This window comes from Micromonospora phaseoli, assembly GCF_900109115.1.
GTDB lineage: Bacteria > Actinomycetota > Actinomycetes > Mycobacteriales > Micromonosporaceae > Micromonospora > Micromonospora phaseoli.
The window spans coordinates 242215-258969 of record NZ_FNYV01000008.1; the positions used below are offsets into that span (position 1 = coordinate 242215).

The window sequence follows — 16755 nt, forward strand, 5'->3', positions numbered from 1 at the left end:
TGTGGTGGCGCGACGAGCGCGATCCCGCCACCCTGCCCAACCGGGTCGGCCTCGGTGGCTACTCGAACCGCACGGGTCGCCGCCTGACGCAACGCTCCTGGCAGACACGGGCCGGCCGAAGCTAGCCTGGATGTCGGAGGTAGGCGATGGGCGCACCTCGACTCAACCAACCGACATCTCCGGTACGCGGCACCGGGATTGAACCCGGGCGGCTGCTGGCGGCCGTCGACGCCTCGGTGACGTACTACCGTGCTCAGCTCGAACACGCCGACGGCCCTCGCGCGTATCTCGCCGAACGCGGTCTGGGTGTCCTCGTGCACCGCGAGTGGCCGTGGCGGGTCGGGTACGCCCCACCTGGATGGAGTTCGCTGACCGGCCACTTGCGCGCCGCGGGCTTCACGGCAGAGGAGTTGGTCGGCGCAGGCTTGGCGACCCGTACCCGAGGCGAGCCGGACCGACTCGTCGACGTGTTCCGGGACCGGATCGTCTTCCCGGTGCGCACACCGGTCGGGCATGCTGTGGCGTTCCTCGGCCGCGCCGGCCCTGGCGCCGCGGACGGTATGCCGAAGTACATCAACACTCCAGAAACGGCGATCTACCAGAAGCGGCGACTGTTGTTCGGTGTCGCGGAGCAGCAGGATCGCCTCAACGACCGGTGGACGCCGGTCCTGGTCGAGGGGCCTGCTGATGTCCTCGCGGTGTGGCTGTCCTACTCCCGGTCGCGCCGGGCAGGCGCGGTGGCTCTCGCGCCGTGCGGCACCATGCTGACCGACGACCAGGCCGCGATCCTGCCAGCGCTGCCCGGTGCCGGTCGTGGCATCGTGGCGGCATTCGATGCGGACCCGGCCGGCCGTGGCGCAGTGGACCGGGCCTGGCAACTACTCCGGCAGCAACGCCTGCCCGGCCCGCTGCTGACGGCTGAGTTCACCGCCGGCGCCGACCCGGCGGACCTGCTACGCCGACCGAACGGCAGGGCTCAGCTGCGGGCCGCCCTGCAACGGCGAGCGCGACCCATGCTCGACACGGTGGTCGACCACCGCTTCGCCCGACTCGTTCAACGCCATCCCAGACTGCTGGAGGACATCGACGGCAGAAGCGCGGCAGTGCGCCTACTGGTGCCGCTGCTGTACGAGGCGACGAGCCCGGCTGAGGCGATCCGAGTCGCCCGGCGCATCGTCGCCCACACCGGCACCGGGGTCGACACCGTCGCGATCGCCGCGATCGCGCACCTTGAAGACGCGCTACCCGACCTCCGCCTGCCTACCGGGGTCGCTGCCAGCAGCGCGGTCACGACCTCATTGCGACCACCACGAGGCTGAACCTCGATCCGACCAGCGAGCCGCCGCCACGAGCAGCCCGATCCGGCCATCGGCACAACCGGTGTTTGAAGTGACCCGGGCCTGGCGGGCATTCAAGTTTTGTAGCGGTGCGTTGAGTGCGTCCCGCCTCGTCTCGCCGGTGGCAGTGATGGCGGTCGGGCGGTACGCGGAATTGCGCTGGCAAAAGGAACGGCGGTGGTTCAGGATCTCGTGTTGTGATCAAGGTGCGTGTGCTCAGCCCCGACGATTGGCAGGTCTGGCGACGATTGCGGCTTGCGGCCCTGGCCGAGGCGCCGTACGCGTTCGGTTCGCGGTTGGCGGACTGGCTGGGCGAGGGCGACCGTGCCGAGCGGTGGCGCGACCGGCTAGCGCTGCCCGGTTCGTACAACGTCGTCGCCGTGCTGGACGAACAGCCCGTGGGGATGGCTAGCGGTGTGCCCGCCGATGAGCCAGGCGTGGTCGAGTTGATCTCGATGTGGGTCAGTCCGACGGCTCGGGGCTGTGGCGTCGGCGGTCGGTTGGTTCAGGAGGTCGAGAAATGGGCCACGCAGGGGCAGGCCAGGGTTCTCCGGCTATCCGTCGTACAAGGCAACGAGGCTGCCGAGAGGCTCTACCAGCGTTGTGGGTTCGTCGGCACCGGAGCCCGGGGTGACGTGATGCTCGATGGAGTGCGCCACGAAGACGTCATGGAAAAGATGCTTGGCTGAACGCCATCCGGAGGCGAATGCTGCGTCAGCACGCGGGAAGAGATGCTGCCGCAGCGATGCCGATCGCCGTCCTCATTTGGCCGCCAATGGCGTGTCGTTGGCCATCTGTCCTTGTGGCGCTCGCTCAGGTGGTCGGGCTCCATACCCATGGGGTGGTGGTAGTGACCGGTTGTAGACCCAGGCGTTGGAGGATGGGTCGGCTGTCTTTGGACGCGTCGACCAGGAGGTAGGTGATGCCCCGGTCGGCGACGATCTGCGCGCGGCGGGCGACCAGCGCGCGGTAGATGCCCTTGCCTCGCCACGGTCTGAGGGTCGAGCCGCCCCACAGCGCGGCGAACGCCGTACCGGGGAGTATGACCAGCCAGGCCGCCGATACGACTTCGCCTGCGGCCTCTGCGAGGAGCACGACGATGTTCTCCGGGGCCGAGGAGATGCGGTCGGCCAGGTCGTCGGCCAGCCAGGACCAGTCGGCGTCCCAGACCTCGGACTCCATGGCCGCGATGCGATGCAGGTCGGTCAGTTCCGTCGTCGCGCGGACCGTGATGCCATCGGGGGCTTCACCGGCAGCAATCAGGTTGGATGTCACCCCGATAACGACGGTTTCCTCGTCCTCCGGCGCAAATCCGGCCAGCCGTAGCCGCTCGGTGAGATCCCGCCGGTCGTGGCCGTACGTCTTCCACTCGACCGCTTGGCCGCGCGCGGCGCTGCGGTCACGCACCCGACCGATGAGCGCGTCCAGTTCCCCGACCGTGAGTCCATCGAGGTCCTGAGCGAAGGCGAACCCTCGGCCGGGGGTGGCGACCTGCAGGACCGGTCCGTCCCACGACGGCTTCCACCTGCTCGGCAGCCGCGAAGCGATGGTGCCCCGCACCTGCTGATCATGCAAGGCGAGAAGTTCACTGCGAGTCAGCATCACGCCGAACGATCCCATCGGCGCTCCTTGTCGACAAGGCCCGATTCCGGTGCTGATGGTGTTCGGATCACGCACCTGCCCGGTCACCGAAAGCGCCGGCCCGATCCTGCGCACCCTGCACGCCGAGTTCGCCGGGCAGGTACGGTTCGTGCTGGTCAATACCCGCGAGGCACATCCCGGCGACGTGCTCACCCAGCCGCAATCCGAGCAGGACAAGTGGGCGCACGCCCAGGAGCTGCGCGCCCACCACGACTTCACCTTCGAGGTCGCCGTCGACGACATCGACGGACAGCTTCACCGCGCCATGACGCCGAAGCCCAATTCGGCCTACCTCATCAGCTCCAGCGGGATCATCGTCTACCGCGCGCACTGGGCCAACGACGAACTTGGCCTGCGCTCCGCGCTGACTCAAGCCGCAGCCGGACATCAACCCGCCCGACGCGCCAGCAAGGGCATGATCGGGCCACTGCTGCGCGCGGTCGGCCACCTTCCAGGAGTAGTCGCGTTCGCCGGAGGGAAGGTCGAACGCGACGTCTGGCTTGCCGCGCCGCCACTGGCCGTCCTCGGCCGCCTGTCACGGCTGTTCGGCAGGCTGCCCGCCGACCAGCGCGGCACAGCCGCCACCGCACTGCTCCTTCTGGCCGTGGACGCCCCGTTGCCCGATATGGCTTGCACGGTAAGGCAACGGTAAGAACTGCTGGCTCCGACTGCCGGTAGCCTCTGGCGCATGAGCGGTGGAACGAGAACGAGATCCGGCTTCGCTGTTGGCCTGCTGACGGTGGCGGCTCTGGCCGCCGGGTGTGGCAGCACACCCTCTCCGCAGGCTCAGCCGGTTCCGGTGGCAACCAGCGGCCTGGCGTCCGCGCCGCCGTCGCCGACTGCCGCGCCACCGGCAACGCCTGCCGAGGCGTTGAGGTTCTCGGGCACCACCGTCGACGGCAAGCCGTTCGACGCCGCCGCGCTGGCGGGAAGGCCGGTGGTGTTGTGGTTCTGGGCCGCCTGGTGCCCGAAATGCCGAGCCAAAGCCGGTGACGTGGCCGCCGTCCAGCGCGACCTATCCGGAAGAGTGCACGTCATCGGGGTGGCCGGCCTTCGCAGCGGCGACGCGGCCATGGACCGGTTCGTCGCCGACGCCGGCATCACCGGCTTCCCCAACCTGGCCGACGACAAAGGCGACGTGTGGAAGAAGTTCGGCGTCACCACCCAGGAGCACTTCATCATCATCGACAAGGCCGGAACGATCGTCCACGACGGGCCGCTGTCCGGCGAAGATCTGCGCCAGCGCGCCACCGCCCTCGCCGGCTGACCAGCCATGTTCGACGCTCCGTACCTCCTGGCGTTGTCAGCTGGCGTCCTCGCTGCGGTCAACCCGTGCGGATTCGCGATGCTGCCCGCGTACGTGTCGCTGCTCATCACCGGCGAAAACAGCCCCGCGACCCCGCTGTCATTCTGGGTGCGGCTGCGCCGAGCCCTCGCCCTGACCGGTGCCATGACTCTCGGGTTCGCCACCTTCTTCGGCGCGTTCGGGCTGCTCGCCGCCCCCGCCGCCGACTGGCTCGCCACCCGGCTGCCGTGGCTCACCATCATCATCGGCCTGATCCTGGCAGCTCTCGGCATCTGGCTGCTGGCAGGCAAAGACCTACCGTCCCCGGTAGCGAAAGCCGCCACCGCTCCCGAACTGCGACAACGATTCTGGCCCATGTTCAGCTTCGGGATCTCGTTCGCGATCGCGTCACTGGGATGCACGATCGGCCCGTTCCTGGCCGTCGTCATAACCAGCTTCACCACCGACTCCCCCGCCGCCGGAATCGGGCTGTTCATCGCCTACGCCGCCGGAATGGCCCTCATCGTCGGCGCCGTCTCCATCGCCGTAGCAGCCGCACAGCAGTCAATGATCCGCTGGATGCGCCGCGCCGCGCCATTGATCACCCGCACCGCCGGCGCCCTCATGGCCATCGCCGGAGCCTACGTCGCCTGGTACGGCTGGTACGAAATCCGCATCTTCAACGGCGCCATCACCAGCGACCCCATCATCGACACCGCCGCAACCGCACAAACCTGGCTCGCCACCACCGTCAACGCCATCGGCCCCGCCACCTTGGCCATCTTCCTGCTCACAGTCACCGTCACCGCCGCAACGATCACATGGTGGCGCAGCCGCCGCTCCAACCACTGACCGCCGGCTACTCGCCCTTACGAGGTGAACTGGTCTGGGCGAGTACCTGGATGGACGGGGCGAACGAGGTGGTGGCACCTCGGCTCGGGCTGTCCGCTCTGCCCGTGGTCGACTGGATCGACGGTGACGAAGAACCACCAGGCGGCGTGCTCTGGAAGACCGCATCGTTACTGTCGGGCTCGTTGTTGCTTGGCCGCCTCGCAGTGCCACGCCGCGGCAGGGACTGCCAGAATCGTGTCCAAGCATCTGGTACGCGCCGGGCGAGGAGAAGGCATGAGCGACTGGAACGACAAGATCATCGCTGAGTTCCGTGCCAACGGTGGGCAGGTGGGCGGTCAGTTCGTTGGCGCTCCGCTGCTGCTGTTGCACACGGTCGGTGCCAAGAGCGGCCAGCTTCGCGTGAACCCGATGATGTACCAGAAGGTAGACAGCGGCTACGCCGTCTTCGCGTCCAAGGCCGGTGCGCCCACCAATCCCGACTGGTACCACAACCTGCTCGCACACCCGCAGGCCCAAGCGGAGATCGGGACGGACAAGGTCGAGTTGGTCGCCAGAGTGACCGCCGGCGACGAACGGGAACGGATCTGGAGCGCCCAGAAGGCCGCGTATCCAGGCTTTGCCGACTACGAGCGGAAGACCACCCGCCAGATCCCAGTCGTCGTACTGGAACCTGCGCCGTAGCAAGCGACGGCAACCACCCCAGTGCCCGCCGGTGCCGGCCGCCGCCGGTTCGATGCATATCCGCACATCCCGCCAGCAGTGGGCGGCCGGAATCACTGGATCAGCCGGGCTGCGGCTGCCTCGGATCACGGCTTCGTCCGGCTCGACCCCCAGCCGGGCGGTGATCTCCGACGCGGGCATGCTCGTTGATCAGGCGGCGGACCTCGTTGACCGTGAGCTTGACCAGTCCGGTGTCGGCCGGGTCCTGGTCGGCGGCGTCGCGGTATTCACCGGGAACCGCGGCGCAGATCGGCCACCTCGTCTGACGGCGTGAAGCCGGCCGAGGCGTAGGTAGCTACGGCGCCGACGTTGGAACTCTCCACGCACACACTCGCGCTGGACGAACCCATGTCGCGAAGGGCCGCAGCGGCGGCAAGCGTGATCGCCGTGCCGTAACCATGGCCTCGGTGACCGCGGTGGACGCCCATCGGTTCCAGCAGTCCTGGCCGCCCCGGGCCGGCTGACCACACAGCCGCGACTGCCACGGCTTCGTCGTTCTGATCGAATGCGGCGAGGCAGCGTGCATCAGCGTAGAACGGGCCACCGGCCATGGCGAGCCAACGCCCGACCGTGCGGCGCCGGTCGGCATCGCTGAAGGGCGAGCCGCGGAACGCGGACCAGTGGACGCCGACCCACACCTCGGCGCGATCGGGCTCGATCGTCTCGATGCGCAGACCGCAGTCCTTCACCGGGTCCGAGAGACCGCGGTGGAACGATGTCCACGGCTCAGCCCGCTCCCAACCCCGCTCCAGCAGCAACTGGGTGAGACGCTCCGCACCTCGGGCTTCGACGGTCGCACCGTCGGGATCCAGGACCCGCCCTGGGGCGTCCAGATCAGCGGCGAGCCGGCGGGCCAGTGCCTCGTCATCACGCCAGTCGGGAGCGACGGCCATGCGCACCAGTTCGGGGCCGTCCAGCAGCCCGATCGCGAGAACCTCCCCGTCGCGCAACCACATCCGGATGGCAGCCGCCGTAGCCTCGGCACCACGTAACGAGTGCCAGCCGAGATCGCCGGAGTGCAGATGCAGCGGTCCCCCGTCGTACTGCCACCGCTTGAGCGCGTCCACCGCTGGTGACAGCTCGTCAACGCTCGGGGTGCTCAGAATGATGCCCATGGTGCACCCAAACCCACAGAGCGGCCTGGCACCATCGATTTTCGAAGCAGCCGGCGCTCGTCACGGTTCGCCGAATGTCTGTATCCGGGTCGTCACCAGGCCGTCGGAAGCCGATCCGGAACGACGAAGGACAACCACTGGTGACGAGGTTGAGGCGGCCTGTGTTGTGGGATCGTCGGGCTCGGGCTTGATGCCGGCGCCGCCACTGTGGCTGCTCAGCCCAGCCGTGAATGCCTCGGCATCGACCGGGCGGCCGTCGACGAAGGCGTTTGTCTCGACAGTGCCACTTAGCTCTCGGACCGAGACCGGCGCGGTAATGGCGATGCGATGAAACCCGCTGCTGCCGGAGACTCGCACGCATGGTCACGTCAGTAAACAGCGTGGACGGCCTGACCGGCGCAGTGCGTGCGGGTACCCGGGTGAAGTTTTTGTTCTTCTGGGGTCACCAGCCGCAGCGCGACGGCAGCATCGGGCCCGGATGCCTCAGCCAGTGGTGGCCGGCACCGTTCACCATCGACGGGCAGCGCTTCGCCACGGCCGAGCACTACATGATGTGGCGCAAGGCCACCCTCTTCGACGACCACGCCACGGCCGCCCGGATCCTGACGGCGTCGCACCCGCATGCAGCGAAAACGCTGGGCCGGCAGGTCGCCGGCTTCGACCAGCAGGTGTGGGAGCAGCACCGCTACGACATCGTGGTGGCCGGCAGCGTGGCGAAGTTCGGCCAGCATCCTGCGCTGCACACCTACCTGCTCGGTACCGGCGAGCGGGTGCTCGTAGAGGCCAGCCCTCTGGACCGAGTCTGGGGCATCGGTCTGGCCGCCGACCACCCGCACGCCACCGACCCCGCACGCTGGCGCGGGCTGAACCTGCTCGGCTTCGCGCTCATGCAGACCCGCACGAATCTGCGCGAGCAGGAACCGACCGATGGGTAAGCCACCGGACCTGGTTGCCGCCGAGTACGCGCTGGGCAGCGTCGACGTCGAGCGAGTGCCCTGGTATGCGGCGGACTGGCTCGCCAACGGACACGACGGACCAGCACTGCGTGAACTCGCCGGACTCGACGGCACCGACCCCCGGCTCATCGGCGAACTGCTACCCGACGCCCTCACCGAGGTAGGCGTAGCTATTCCGTCCCCAGCGGACGCGGCGGACGCCTGGTTCGCCTCACTGGCGCAACGACTGATCGACGGTGAGGTCGACGAACGAACCGTCAGCGAGCACGCCTCGGCCTTCGTCTCCTGGCACCTCGACCTCGACGAGATCTGGCGCAGCCCGTTCACCGACCTGCACGTCATCGTGGACGAATGGGACCAGGGCTGGGGACGCGGCAACCAGGAACTGGCCGCGGTGGTCCGCCAGCTATGCCGCGACCAACTATCTCGCGTACCCGCATCGTCGGGGCTCGACCTCATGAACCTGGCCCACAGCAGCGCACGCCAACAAGTGGATGGCCTCCGACGACTGCTCAACGGGTGGGACTTCATCGGCGTGCACCACCCGCACACCAACGTCGACGAGTACGACTGCCTGATCGGGCCGCTCCTGGCCAGGATGGCCACCGGCACCAACGCGGACGATCTCAGCACCTACCTGTCGGCCGAGATCCGTGGCCACTTCGGGATCACCGTCAGCGACACCAGCATCCGAGCCTTCGCGCAACGCCTACTCACCTGGTGGGGCACCAACCAGAAGCACCGGTGAACACCGCAACTGACATCCGCGGTGGGCTCCTCCCGCTCTCCTGGAGCGGTCGATGTTCCCCGCGCCGGTCGGCCCGGCCACGTCACCGAGACGTCCCGGCGACGTGGCCGGGCTGCGGTGGCGTGACGTCGACCTCGGTCGACGGGTCACGGTGGGCGGGATCCGCACTCTCGAATGTTTCGGGACCGGTGAGCTTGCTGATGGGCGCGATCGAGTGTGGTTCTGCTGCCTGAGTTCAACGCCATGGTCGGCCGCTTCTCCTACCCGCAGGAACATGCACCCGCCGCTCCCGATCCCATGACGTTTCCGGAATATTTCCGGAAGTTGTTGACAGTGCGGCGGGCGGGTATCGACACTGACCCTTCAAAGGCATGCATGCACGTCGATTGCTGACGTCAAGCATCAAGGAGGTCCCGTGAACAGCGGCCTGAGACGGCGCAAGAACATTGCTCGAACAGCTTTGCCGACGGCGGTGTTGTTGCTGATAGGCAGCGCGGTGACGGTCCAGTCCAGCGCCCCGGCCGCTGCGGCCGAGACCACGCTGCGGGCCGCCGCCGCCAAGGCCGGGCTGTTCTTCGGCGTCGCAGCCTCACCCAACCGGCTCTACCCGATCGTCGGTCAGGAATTCAACCAACTGACGCCCGAGAACGACATGAAGCCGGACAGGATCGCCACCTCCAGCGGTGGGCTGCAGAACACCAGCGGCGCGGACACCTTGGTCAACCACGCCCAGAGCAACAACATGCTGGTCCGTGGCCACACGTTGGTCTGGCACTCGCAGGCCGGCGCGTTGCAGGGTGCCAGCCAGGCGACGCTGAACAACTTCATCGGCAACGCCATCAACCGCTGGGGCAGCAGGATCGCGTACTGGGACGTCGTCAACGAGGCGTTGGAGGACAACAACACCGGCCGGCGTCGGAACCAGTGGCCGCACACCATGAACCGGGACGCGAACGGCGACGGTGACTTCTTCGACTCCGGTGACACCGACGTCATCCGGGACTCGTTCATCCGGGCCAGGCAGGTCGTGCAGGCCGGCGGGCTGACCACCAAGCTCTGCATCAACGACTACGACGTCGACGGCCTGACGGTCCAGGGCGGTACCCCGAACCGCAAAGCCGACGCGCTGTACGACATCGTCCGCAACTACCGGCAGTACATCGACTGCGTCGGGTTCCAGGCACACTTCAACGACAACCCGAACAGCATCATCACCAACGACCTGCAGGCCAACATCCAGCGCTTCGCCGACCTCGGCGTCGAGGTGCACATCACCGAGCTGGACATCGACGACGACCTGAGCAACAACGACATCGGCACGGGCCAGGCGGAAAACTACCGCAAGGTCGTTCGGGCCTGCCTGAACGTCGCGCAGTGCACCGGCATCACCGTCTGGGGCATCTCCGACAGCGAGTCGTGGCGCTCCTCGGAGCGGGGCCTGCTGTTCACCGGCGGCAACGGTAGCTACCAGAAGAAGGCCGCCTACCACGCGGTCCTCGACGAGTTGAACAAGGGCCGCAGCTCCACCCCGCCGCCGACCACGCCGCCGACCACGCCGCCGGTGACGCCGTCCGTCCCGCCGACCACGCCACCGGTCGATCCGACCACGCCACCGCCGACCACGCCGCCACCGACCACGCCACCGCCGACCGCCGGGTGCTCGGCGACGGTTTCGCTGGACTCCTGGACCGGCGGCTTCGTGGCCACCGTGCGGGTCACCGCCGGCACCGCGTCGATCAGCCGGTGGAGCGTCCAGCTCACCCTGCCCTCCGGGGCCACCGTGACAAACACCTGGAACGCCAACCGCAGCGGCACCAGCGGCACCGTGCAGTTCAGCAACGTCAGCTACAACGGCTCGGTGAACGGCGGCCAGTCCACCGAGTTCGGCTTCCAGGGCGTCGGGACCGCCACCGGCCTGACCCCGGTCTGTACCGCCGCCTGAGCACCACCTGTCCTGAACGGGGGGCATGCCTCCCGTTCAGGACAGGGGGCTGCCACCCGGGACCGCCCGGTGCCGGAACCTCCCGCCAGGAACGCCACCGCCGACGGGTGGTTGAGGCCGGCGAGGAGCCAAGCGTGGCGTACATGGTGTGGCCGTCGATCCGCTGCCCGGGCACCAGGATCCGCATCGGTTACCTCCAGGAGGTGGATGTTCGCCGAGGGCCGGGGCGGCCGAAGCCGCCCGGCACCCAAGGCGCTATACCACGGCCACGCAGGCGGAGAATTCGGATGTCGCGTCGAGGGCCGCCGCTCCGGTCAGGAGGGTGGCGGTCGCGACGACCAGTTGACCGACGGCGGCTGGCACCGCGGTCGGGGTGTTGCCGCTGATGTTTCCGGCCGCGGTCGTGGTGACGACGGCCTCGCCGAGGAAGATCCGCCCCTCGCCGTGTCCGGAGCCGTCACACGCGCCGCTGGCGAAGAACTCGACGCGGAACTGGCTGGACGCCAGGCTGTTGAGCCTCCAGTTGACGGTCGTGACGCCGGCGACCGTGGTGGCCGAGTTGACGATCGGATAGTTCTGCAGGCCGTTGGCGCCGGCGTCGGCGTCCATGGCGTCGTTCGCCGTCACGCCGTTCGGGTTCAGGTCGATGCCCAGCCCGGTGTTGGCGTAGATGGCGTTGCGCGCCAACGCGTTCGAGGAGGAGCCGAGGGGGACCTGAACGGTGACGCCGTCGCCGTTGTTGTACGCGATGACGTTCGGCGCCGCGTTCGGGACGGTGGAGCCGATGGTGTTTCCGCTGCCGTTGGCGAGCACGCCGCTGGCCCCGTTGCCGCGGTTGGCGGTCAGCGTGGCGTCGGTGCCGATGGCGTTGCCCAGCACTTGGATCTCGTCGGCGTTGGTCTCCAGAAACACACCGGCACCGCCGTTGGCCGAGATGACGTTGCGGGATTCCTTGGTGAGACCGCCGATCACGTGGGCGTCGCCGTGCACCAGGACGCCGTGGCCGGCGTTGCCGAGCGGGGTGGCGCCGTCGACGCCGAGGCCGATGAGGTTGCCTTCGACGCGGTGGCCGTTGCTGTCCAGCCGGACGCCGTCGCCGCCGTTGGCCGAGATGACGTTGCCGGCGCCGGTAGTGAAGCCGCCCACCCTGTTGTCGCCGCCGCTGTCGATGTTGACGCCGTCGCCGCCGTTGCCGATCGGCGCCAGGCCCGTGACGTCGGTGCCGATCAGGTTGCCCTCGATGACGTTGGTGCTGGCCAGATTGTCCACCTTCACGCCGTCGAAGACGTTGCCGGAGATGACGTTGGCGACGACCGTGTTGCCGTCGCCGGTGATCTCCACGCCTGTGTCGTTGCCGAGCGGGGCGGCGCCGGCCGCGTCGGTGCCGATCAGGTTTCCCTGCACGAGGTTGGCCGTGCCGCTGATGTCGATGCCGTTGTCCAGGTTGGCGGAGATGACGTTGCGGTCCTCGGGGGCGGGCCCGCCGATGGTGTTCCCGTCGCCCTCGACCTCGATACCGCCGCCGTTGTTGCCGAGGGGGTTCATCCCGGCGTAGCCCACGCCGATGTGGTTGCCCCTGATCACATTGTTGGCGCCGGCCACACAGAGCCCGTCGTTGGCGCAGGGGGCGCCCGCGACGGGACCGGCCGCGCTGCGGATGACGAGGCCGGCGATCAGGCTGTGGTCGGCCCGCAGGTCGATGCCGAAGGCGACGTTGCTCGCGTTGAGCACGATCCTGAGCGCGGCCGGCGTTCCGGGGCCCGCCTGCGCCGCACCGGGCTGCGTGTACCCCCGGATCTTCACGGCGTCGGTGATCGACGGCAGGTTGCTGGCCAGCGTGATCACCTGTACCCCGCCGCCCTGGATGTTGAACTCGATGGTGTCCGGACCCGGGTTCGCGTTCGCCTGGACGATCGCGTCGCGGAGGGAACCGGCACCGGCGTCGGCGGCGGTTACCACCACGAAGGGCGGTAACACGAGAGCCGACGCGGGCACCGCTGCGGCCGAGACGACGAGCGTCGAGGCCAGCGCGGTGAGTACGACGGTGAGCATGCGTTTCACGGCTTTCTCCTCTGGATTGTGGTCGATGCCCCGAAGGATCAGCCACCCTGGCGCTCACCTGCCAGGTCAAATGGTGGTCATTCACTGTTCAATCGGGGCGTGGCGGCGGACAGTGAGACCAGCCCAAAAATCACGTTCTGCCTGATCGCTGGAGGTGTCGGCGTGTCCACCTACCTCGGCGACCTGCTGGACGACGCGCGGTGGGAGCGGTTTGTCGGGCGGCACCGCGAGGTGGCCAGCTTCGACGACGCGGTCGAGGCCCGCTCGCCCGGGCGAGTGCTGTTCGTGCACGGCCAGGGCGGCATCGGCAAGACCACGCTGCTGCAGCAGCTGCGTGCCCGGGCCCGGACCGCCGGTCGTCGGGTGGTGCAGATCGACGGCCGCGACGTCGATCCGTCCCCGGAAGGGGTGGCTACGGCGATCCGGGCCGCCCTCGACCCACCGCCCGGCGACGGCCCGTTCGCGCGGCTGCCGGCCGGCGCCGTCCTGCTCATCGACGGCTACGAGCAGCTCGCCCCGATCGACTGCTGGCTGCGCGACGAGTTCGTCCCGGGCCTCAGCGCCGACAACGTCGTCGTGCTGGCCGGCCGCGACCCGCCCAGCGCCCCCTGGCGTGCCGACCCCGGCTGGCGGCGGCTGGTGGCCGTGCACCATCTCGACGCCTTCGACGCGTCCGAGAGTGGGCAGCTGCTCGCGCACGCCGGCATCGACCCGTCCATCCGGCCCCACCTTGTCTCACTCGGTCGCGGGCATCCCCTGACGATGGCGCTGCTCGCCGACCGCGCGGCCGCCGGCCAGGTGCCCGACACACTCGCCGCCGCACCCGACCTGATCTCGGCGCTGCTGGAGTCGTTCCTCCACGATCCGCCGAGCGAGGCACACATGACCGGCCTGGCCACCTGCGCCATCGCCTGGCTGACCACCGAAGACCTCCTCCGTCGGCTGGTCGGCGCCGACGCCGCCTCGGTGTGGCAGTGGCTGGCCCGGCGGCCGTTCGTCACCACCACGCCGCACGGGCTTTTCGCCCACGACCTCGCCCGCGACGTGCTCGACGCCGAGTTCGAACGCCGCGCGCCCGAACGGTACCGCTCCTACCACCGCCTCATTCACGCCCACGCGGTGGCCGGCCTGCGCGCGGCCGGCGGCCCCGCCCGGCAGCCGCACGCCCAGCAGCTGCACTTCCTGCTCCGAAACAGCCCGCTGGCCACCGCGATCGCCGCGCTACGAGCGCAGGGCTCGACCGCGGTCGTGCCGGCTCGGACCGAAGAGCACAAGCAGGTTTGCGCGACCATCGAACGGTTCGAGGGGTCCGCCAGCGCCGCGCTCGCCCGTGCCTGGCTCCGCGAGCAGCCCGACCACCTCAGCGTCGTACGCACGAGCGAGGGCGTCGCCGGCTTCACGTACCACCTGCTCTGCCCCAGCGGATCGGCACTGGAAGAGCGGGATCCCGCCGTGCGCGCCGTGCTCGACCACGTCGCGCGGCAGGCACCCATCCGCCCCGGCGAACGCGTGAGCATCGCCCGCTTTCTCGGCGGACCTCGGGAGCACCAGCGGGACCCCTACGCGATCCTGGCCGGCAACGTCTCCAGCATCGTCGAGTGGCTGAGCCACCCGCTCGCGTGGTCATTCTGCGTCACCGTCGACGACGAGTACTGGGCACCGTTCTTCGACTTCATGGCTTTCGCCCCCGTGGCGGAGATCGACGTCGATGGTCTGCGGCACGTCGCCTACGGCATCGACTGGCGGCGCATACCGGTCGACGCCTGGTTTGGCCTGATGCGCGAGCGCGGGCACTCGGGTGGGACCGGGCCGCCACCAGAGGCGCTGCTGCGCCCACCGCCGCTGGACCGGACCCGCTTCGCCGAGGCGCTTCGATCCGCGTTACGAACCCTGCACCGGCCCGACCAACTCGCCACCAACCCGCTCATCGGCTCGGCGCTGGCCGCGAGCGCCGCCGGACCCGATGCCGCCCAGCTGCGGACCACGATCGAGAACGCCGTCGCCGACCTCGGGAACGAACCCAAGGGCGACCAGCTCCGCGCGGTCCTGCACCGCACCTACCTGCGCCCCGCATCCACCCAGGAAGCCGCCGCCGAGGTGCTCGGCCTACCCTTCAGCACCTACCGCCGCCACCTGGCGAAGGCACTCGACCACCTCACCGATCTCCTGTGGATGATCGAGATTGGCGACCAACGCTGAGTCGCGTGCTCAGATCGCGGGCGACGGCGTAGCCGGCCCTCGTCCAGGAACGCAGGAAAGCCGCCCAGGGGCATGGTCAACGGAGCCACCGATTGCGAAACTGCTTCAATCTGCGTCAGCACGAGCAACCGAGGTCTTGACGCATGAGGCAACCATGCGTGCCGGCCAGGCGACACCCCGTGCCCGATCGGTGGGCCTGACCGCCACCCGAGGCAGGCTCGACATCGGCGCGACCCGGACGGAGGAAGGAATGTCCAGCACCCCGCTGTCCCTGCCTCAGCCATCCGCGCGGGCGCCCGAGTTCGGCCGGGACGCGCTCATCGTCTGCGAAAACCTGGTGCGGATCTACCAGAGCGGGTCGATCGAGGTGCAGGCACTGCAGGGACTGGACCTGACTGTGCAGAGCGGTGAGCTGGTCGCCGTCGTCGGTGCCTCCGGGTCGGGCAAGTCGACGCTGCTCTCCATCCTGGCCGGCATCGACGCCCCCACCGCCGGGCGGGTCCGGGTCGACCGGTGGAATCTGCTGGCGATGTCCCGCGCGGACCGGGTGGACTACCGGCGGCACACCGTCGGGTTCGTACGGCAGCAGACAGCGAGCAACCTGATCCCCTACCTGACCGCACGGGAGATGGTGGACCTGCCGATGACGGCGGCCCGTACCGCGAAGGACGAGCGCCGGGAGCGCGCGGCCGAGCTGCTGGACAGCCTCGGTGTCGCCGACTGCGCCGATCGGCGCCCCGGGCAACTCTCCGGAGGGCAGCAGATGCGGGTCGCGATCGCGGTGGCGCTGGCCAACCAGCCGCGGGTTCTGCTCGCCGACGAGCCGACCGGCGAGCTGGACGCCGCCACGTCCGCGGAGGTCTTCGGCGTGCTGCGGGACGTCAACCGGCGCTACGGCGTCACCGTTGTCGTGGTGACCCACGACCCGGAGGTCAGCGGCCAGGTCGAACGGACCGTCGCGATCCGGGATGGGCGCACCAGCAGCGAGCTGCTGCGCCGCACCACCACCGACGCGGTGGGCGACACACACATGATCGCCGAGGAGTACGCCGTGATGGACCGGGCCGGGCGGGTGCAGGTGCCCCGCGACTTCCGCCAGGCGCTGGCGCTGACCCGACGGGTCCGGCTTGCCTTGGAACCCGACCACATCACGATCCGCCCCTCGGGAAGCGACGAATGAGCAGCGAGCCGCTGCTGCGCGTGCGCGGCGTGCACCGGCGCTTCCGCACCGGGCCGACCGTCGTACACGCCCTGCGCGGCGTGTCGTTCGACGTGGCGGCCGGTTCCATGGTGGCGCTCGTCGGCCGGTCCGGCTCGGGCAAGACCACCCTGCTCAACACCATCGGCGGCCTGGACCGCCCGGACGCCGGCACCGTGCACGTCGACGGCACCGACGTGACCTCGCTCGACGAGGACGGCCTGTCCCGGCTGCGGCGCGAGAAGGTGTCGTACGTCTTCCGGAACTTCGGGTTGATCCCGGTGTTGTCGGCCGCGGAGAACGTCGCCGCCCCGCTGCGGCTGGCCCGCGTCACCCCCGCCGAACGCGAGCGGCGGGTCGAGTTGCTGCTGGAGCTGGTCGGCCTGGCCGACCACGCCCGGCAGCGGCCGGCTGAGCTGTCCGGCGGCCAGCAGCAGCGGGTGGCGATCGCCCGCGCGCTGGCCGCCTCGCCCCGGCTACTGATCGCCGACGAGCCCACCGGACAGCTGGACGCTGAGACGGGCCTGTCGGTGATGGCCCTGCTGCGCGGAGTGGTCGAATCCGAAGGCGTCACCGCACTCGTGTCCACCCACGACCCGGTGATGATGGCATTGGCCGACCGGGTGATCCGCATCCACGACGGGCACCTCGACGAAGAGGCAACCGGGCAACCGGACGAGTCCGTGCCGGACGCTGGGTGA

Annotated in this window: 16 protein-coding genes; 12 read left to right on the plus strand and 4 right to left on the minus strand. The window is 69.3% G+C overall.

The features are described from left to right. Window positions 1–146 precede the first annotated feature (146 nt). A complete protein-coding gene (locus tag BMY89_RS21120) occupies window positions 147–1319 on the plus strand; it encodes a toprim domain-containing protein (RefSeq protein WP_092381753.1) in 1173 nt (390 codons plus the stop codon). A 215-nt stretch (window positions 1320–1534) separates the two neighbouring features. Then, window positions 1535–2026 carry a GNAT family N-acetyltransferase gene (locus BMY89_RS21125; protein ID WP_092381754.1) on the plus strand — a complete coding sequence of 164 codons (492 nt, stop codon included), beginning with the start codon at window positions 1535–1537 and terminating at the stop codon, window positions 2024–2026. Between the two features lie 124 nt (window positions 2027–2150). On the opposite strand, the gene BMY89_RS21130 is transcribed toward BMY89_RS21125, so the two are convergent. Beyond that, complete coding sequence (locus BMY89_RS21130) at window positions 2151–2957, minus strand: GNAT family N-acetyltransferase (protein WP_198414080.1); 807 nt, start codon at window positions 2955–2957, stop codon at window positions 2151–2153. A gap of 25 nt (window positions 2958–2982) precedes the next feature. Here BMY89_RS21130 and BMY89_RS21135 point away from each other — a divergent pair, with 25 nt between their 5' ends. The 4 genes from BMY89_RS21135 to BMY89_RS21155 all read left to right on the plus strand — a co-directional run bounded on the left by BMY89_RS21135 (window position 2983) and on the right by BMY89_RS21155 (window position 5796). Further along, window positions 2983–3630 (plus strand): thioredoxin domain-containing protein, encoded by a 648-nt coding sequence (locus BMY89_RS21135; protein ID WP_269766885.1) that lies wholly within the window; start codon window positions 2983–2985, stop codon window positions 3628–3630. Window positions 3631–3777: 147 nt separating this feature from the next. Further along, window positions 3778–4245: a redoxin domain-containing protein gene (locus tag BMY89_RS21140; RefSeq protein WP_232521462.1), complete on the plus strand. Its 468-nt coding sequence runs from the start codon at window positions 3778–3780 to the stop codon at window positions 4243–4245. 6 nt (window positions 4246–4251) lie between these two features. Continuing rightward, complete coding sequence (locus BMY89_RS21145; protein WP_092381757.1) at window positions 4252–5115, plus strand: cytochrome c biogenesis CcdA family protein; 864 nt, start codon at window positions 4252–4254, stop codon at window positions 5113–5115. Between the two features lie 273 nt (window positions 5116–5388). Beyond that, window positions 5389–5796 (plus strand): nitroreductase family deazaflavin-dependent oxidoreductase, encoded by a 408-nt coding sequence (locus BMY89_RS21155; RefSeq protein ID WP_092381758.1) that lies wholly within the window; start codon window positions 5389–5391, stop codon window positions 5794–5796. A 266-nt stretch (window positions 5797–6062) separates the two neighbouring features. Here BMY89_RS21155 and BMY89_RS21160 read toward each other — a convergent pair whose 3' ends face one another. After that, window positions 6063–6950, minus strand: a complete 888-nt coding sequence (locus tag BMY89_RS21160; RefSeq protein WP_092381759.1) for a GNAT family N-acetyltransferase — start codon at window positions 6948–6950, stop codon at window positions 6063–6065. 60 nt (window positions 6951–7010) lie between these two features. After that, window positions 7011–7307 carry a hypothetical protein gene (locus BMY89_RS21165; RefSeq protein ID WP_092381760.1) on the minus strand — a complete coding sequence of 99 codons (297 nt, stop codon included), beginning with the start codon at window positions 7305–7307 and terminating at the stop codon, window positions 7011–7013. Window positions 7308–7309: 2 nt separating this feature from the next. Between BMY89_RS21165 and BMY89_RS21170 the strand changes: the two genes are divergently transcribed. The 3 genes from BMY89_RS21170 to BMY89_RS21180 all read left to right on the plus strand — a co-directional run bounded on the left by BMY89_RS21170 (window position 7310) and on the right by BMY89_RS21180 (window position 10596). After that, window positions 7310–7885: a riboflavin biosynthesis intermediates N-glycosidase gene (locus tag BMY89_RS21170; RefSeq protein WP_092381761.1), complete on the plus strand. Its 576-nt coding sequence runs from the start codon at window positions 7310–7312 to the stop codon at window positions 7883–7885. Beyond that, window positions 7878–8654 carry a hypothetical protein gene (locus tag BMY89_RS21175; protein ID WP_092381762.1) on the plus strand — a complete coding sequence of 259 codons (777 nt, stop codon included), beginning with the start codon at window positions 7878–7880 and terminating at the stop codon, window positions 8652–8654. Before BMY89_RS21170 ends, BMY89_RS21175 begins: the two co-directional genes overlap by 8 nt. Before the next feature lie 472 nt (window positions 8655–9126). Further along, a complete protein-coding gene (locus BMY89_RS21180) occupies window positions 9127–10596 on the plus strand; it encodes an endo-1,4-beta-xylanase (RefSeq protein ID WP_232521463.1) in 1470 nt (489 codons plus the stop codon). A gap of 255 nt (window positions 10597–10851) precedes the next feature. Here BMY89_RS21180 and BMY89_RS21185 read toward each other — a convergent pair whose 3' ends face one another. After that, the gene (locus BMY89_RS21185) at window positions 10852–12657 is read right to left on the minus strand and encodes a right-handed parallel beta-helix repeat-containing protein (RefSeq protein ID WP_139217985.1); all 1806 of its coding nucleotides are present in this window, start codon (window positions 12655–12657) and stop codon (window positions 10852–10854) included. 162 nt (window positions 12658–12819) lie between these two features. On the opposite strand from BMY89_RS21185, the gene BMY89_RS21190 reads away from it, so the two are divergent. From BMY89_RS21190 to BMY89_RS21200, 3 genes are all read left to right on the plus strand, one after another. Next, on the plus strand, window positions 12820–14856 hold the full coding sequence (locus BMY89_RS21190; RefSeq protein ID WP_092381765.1) for an ATP-binding protein: 2037 nt from the start codon (window positions 12820–12822) through the stop codon (window positions 14854–14856). Between the two features lie 250 nt (window positions 14857–15106). Continuing rightward, complete coding sequence (locus BMY89_RS21195) at window positions 15107–16036, plus strand: ABC transporter ATP-binding protein (RefSeq protein ID WP_092381766.1); 930 nt, start codon at window positions 15107–15109, stop codon at window positions 16034–16036. Next, window positions 16033–16755 carry an ABC transporter ATP-binding protein gene (locus BMY89_RS21200; protein ID WP_092381767.1) on the plus strand — a complete coding sequence of 241 codons (723 nt, stop codon included), beginning with the start codon at window positions 16033–16035 and terminating at the stop codon, window positions 16753–16755. The genes BMY89_RS21195 and BMY89_RS21200 overlap by 4 nt, the downstream gene beginning before the upstream one ends.

Coding starts and splice junctions, on each gene's coding strand:
- BMY89_RS21130 (WP_198414080.1), bottom strand. CDS start 2,957: ATGGGATCGTTCGGCGTGATGCTGACTCGCAGTGAACTTCTCGCCTTG.
- BMY89_RS21155 (WP_092381758.1), top strand. CDS start 5,389: ATGAGCGACTGGAACGACAAGATCATCGCTGAGTTCCGTGCCAACGGT.
- BMY89_RS21175 (WP_092381762.1), top strand. CDS start 7,878: ATGGGTAAGCCACCGGACCTGGTTGCCGCCGAGTACGCGCTGGGCAGC.
- BMY89_RS21120 (WP_092381753.1), top strand. CDS start 147: ATGGGCGCACCTCGACTCAACCAACCGACATCTCCGGTACGCGGCACC.
- BMY89_RS21145 (WP_092381757.1), top strand. CDS start 4,252: ATGTTCGACGCTCCGTACCTCCTGGCGTTGTCAGCTGGCGTCCTCGCT.
- BMY89_RS21160 (WP_092381759.1), bottom strand. CDS start 6,950: ATGGGCATCATTCTGAGCACCCCGAGCGTTGACGAGCTGTCACCAGCG.
- BMY89_RS21200 (WP_092381767.1), top strand. CDS start 16,033: ATGAGCAGCGAGCCGCTGCTGCGCGTGCGCGGCGTGCACCGGCGCTTC.
- BMY89_RS21170 (WP_092381761.1), top strand. CDS start 7,310: ATGGTCACGTCAGTAAACAGCGTGGACGGCCTGACCGGCGCAGTGCGT.
- BMY89_RS21195 (WP_092381766.1), top strand. CDS start 15,107: ATGTCCAGCACCCCGCTGTCCCTGCCTCAGCCATCCGCGCGGGCGCCC.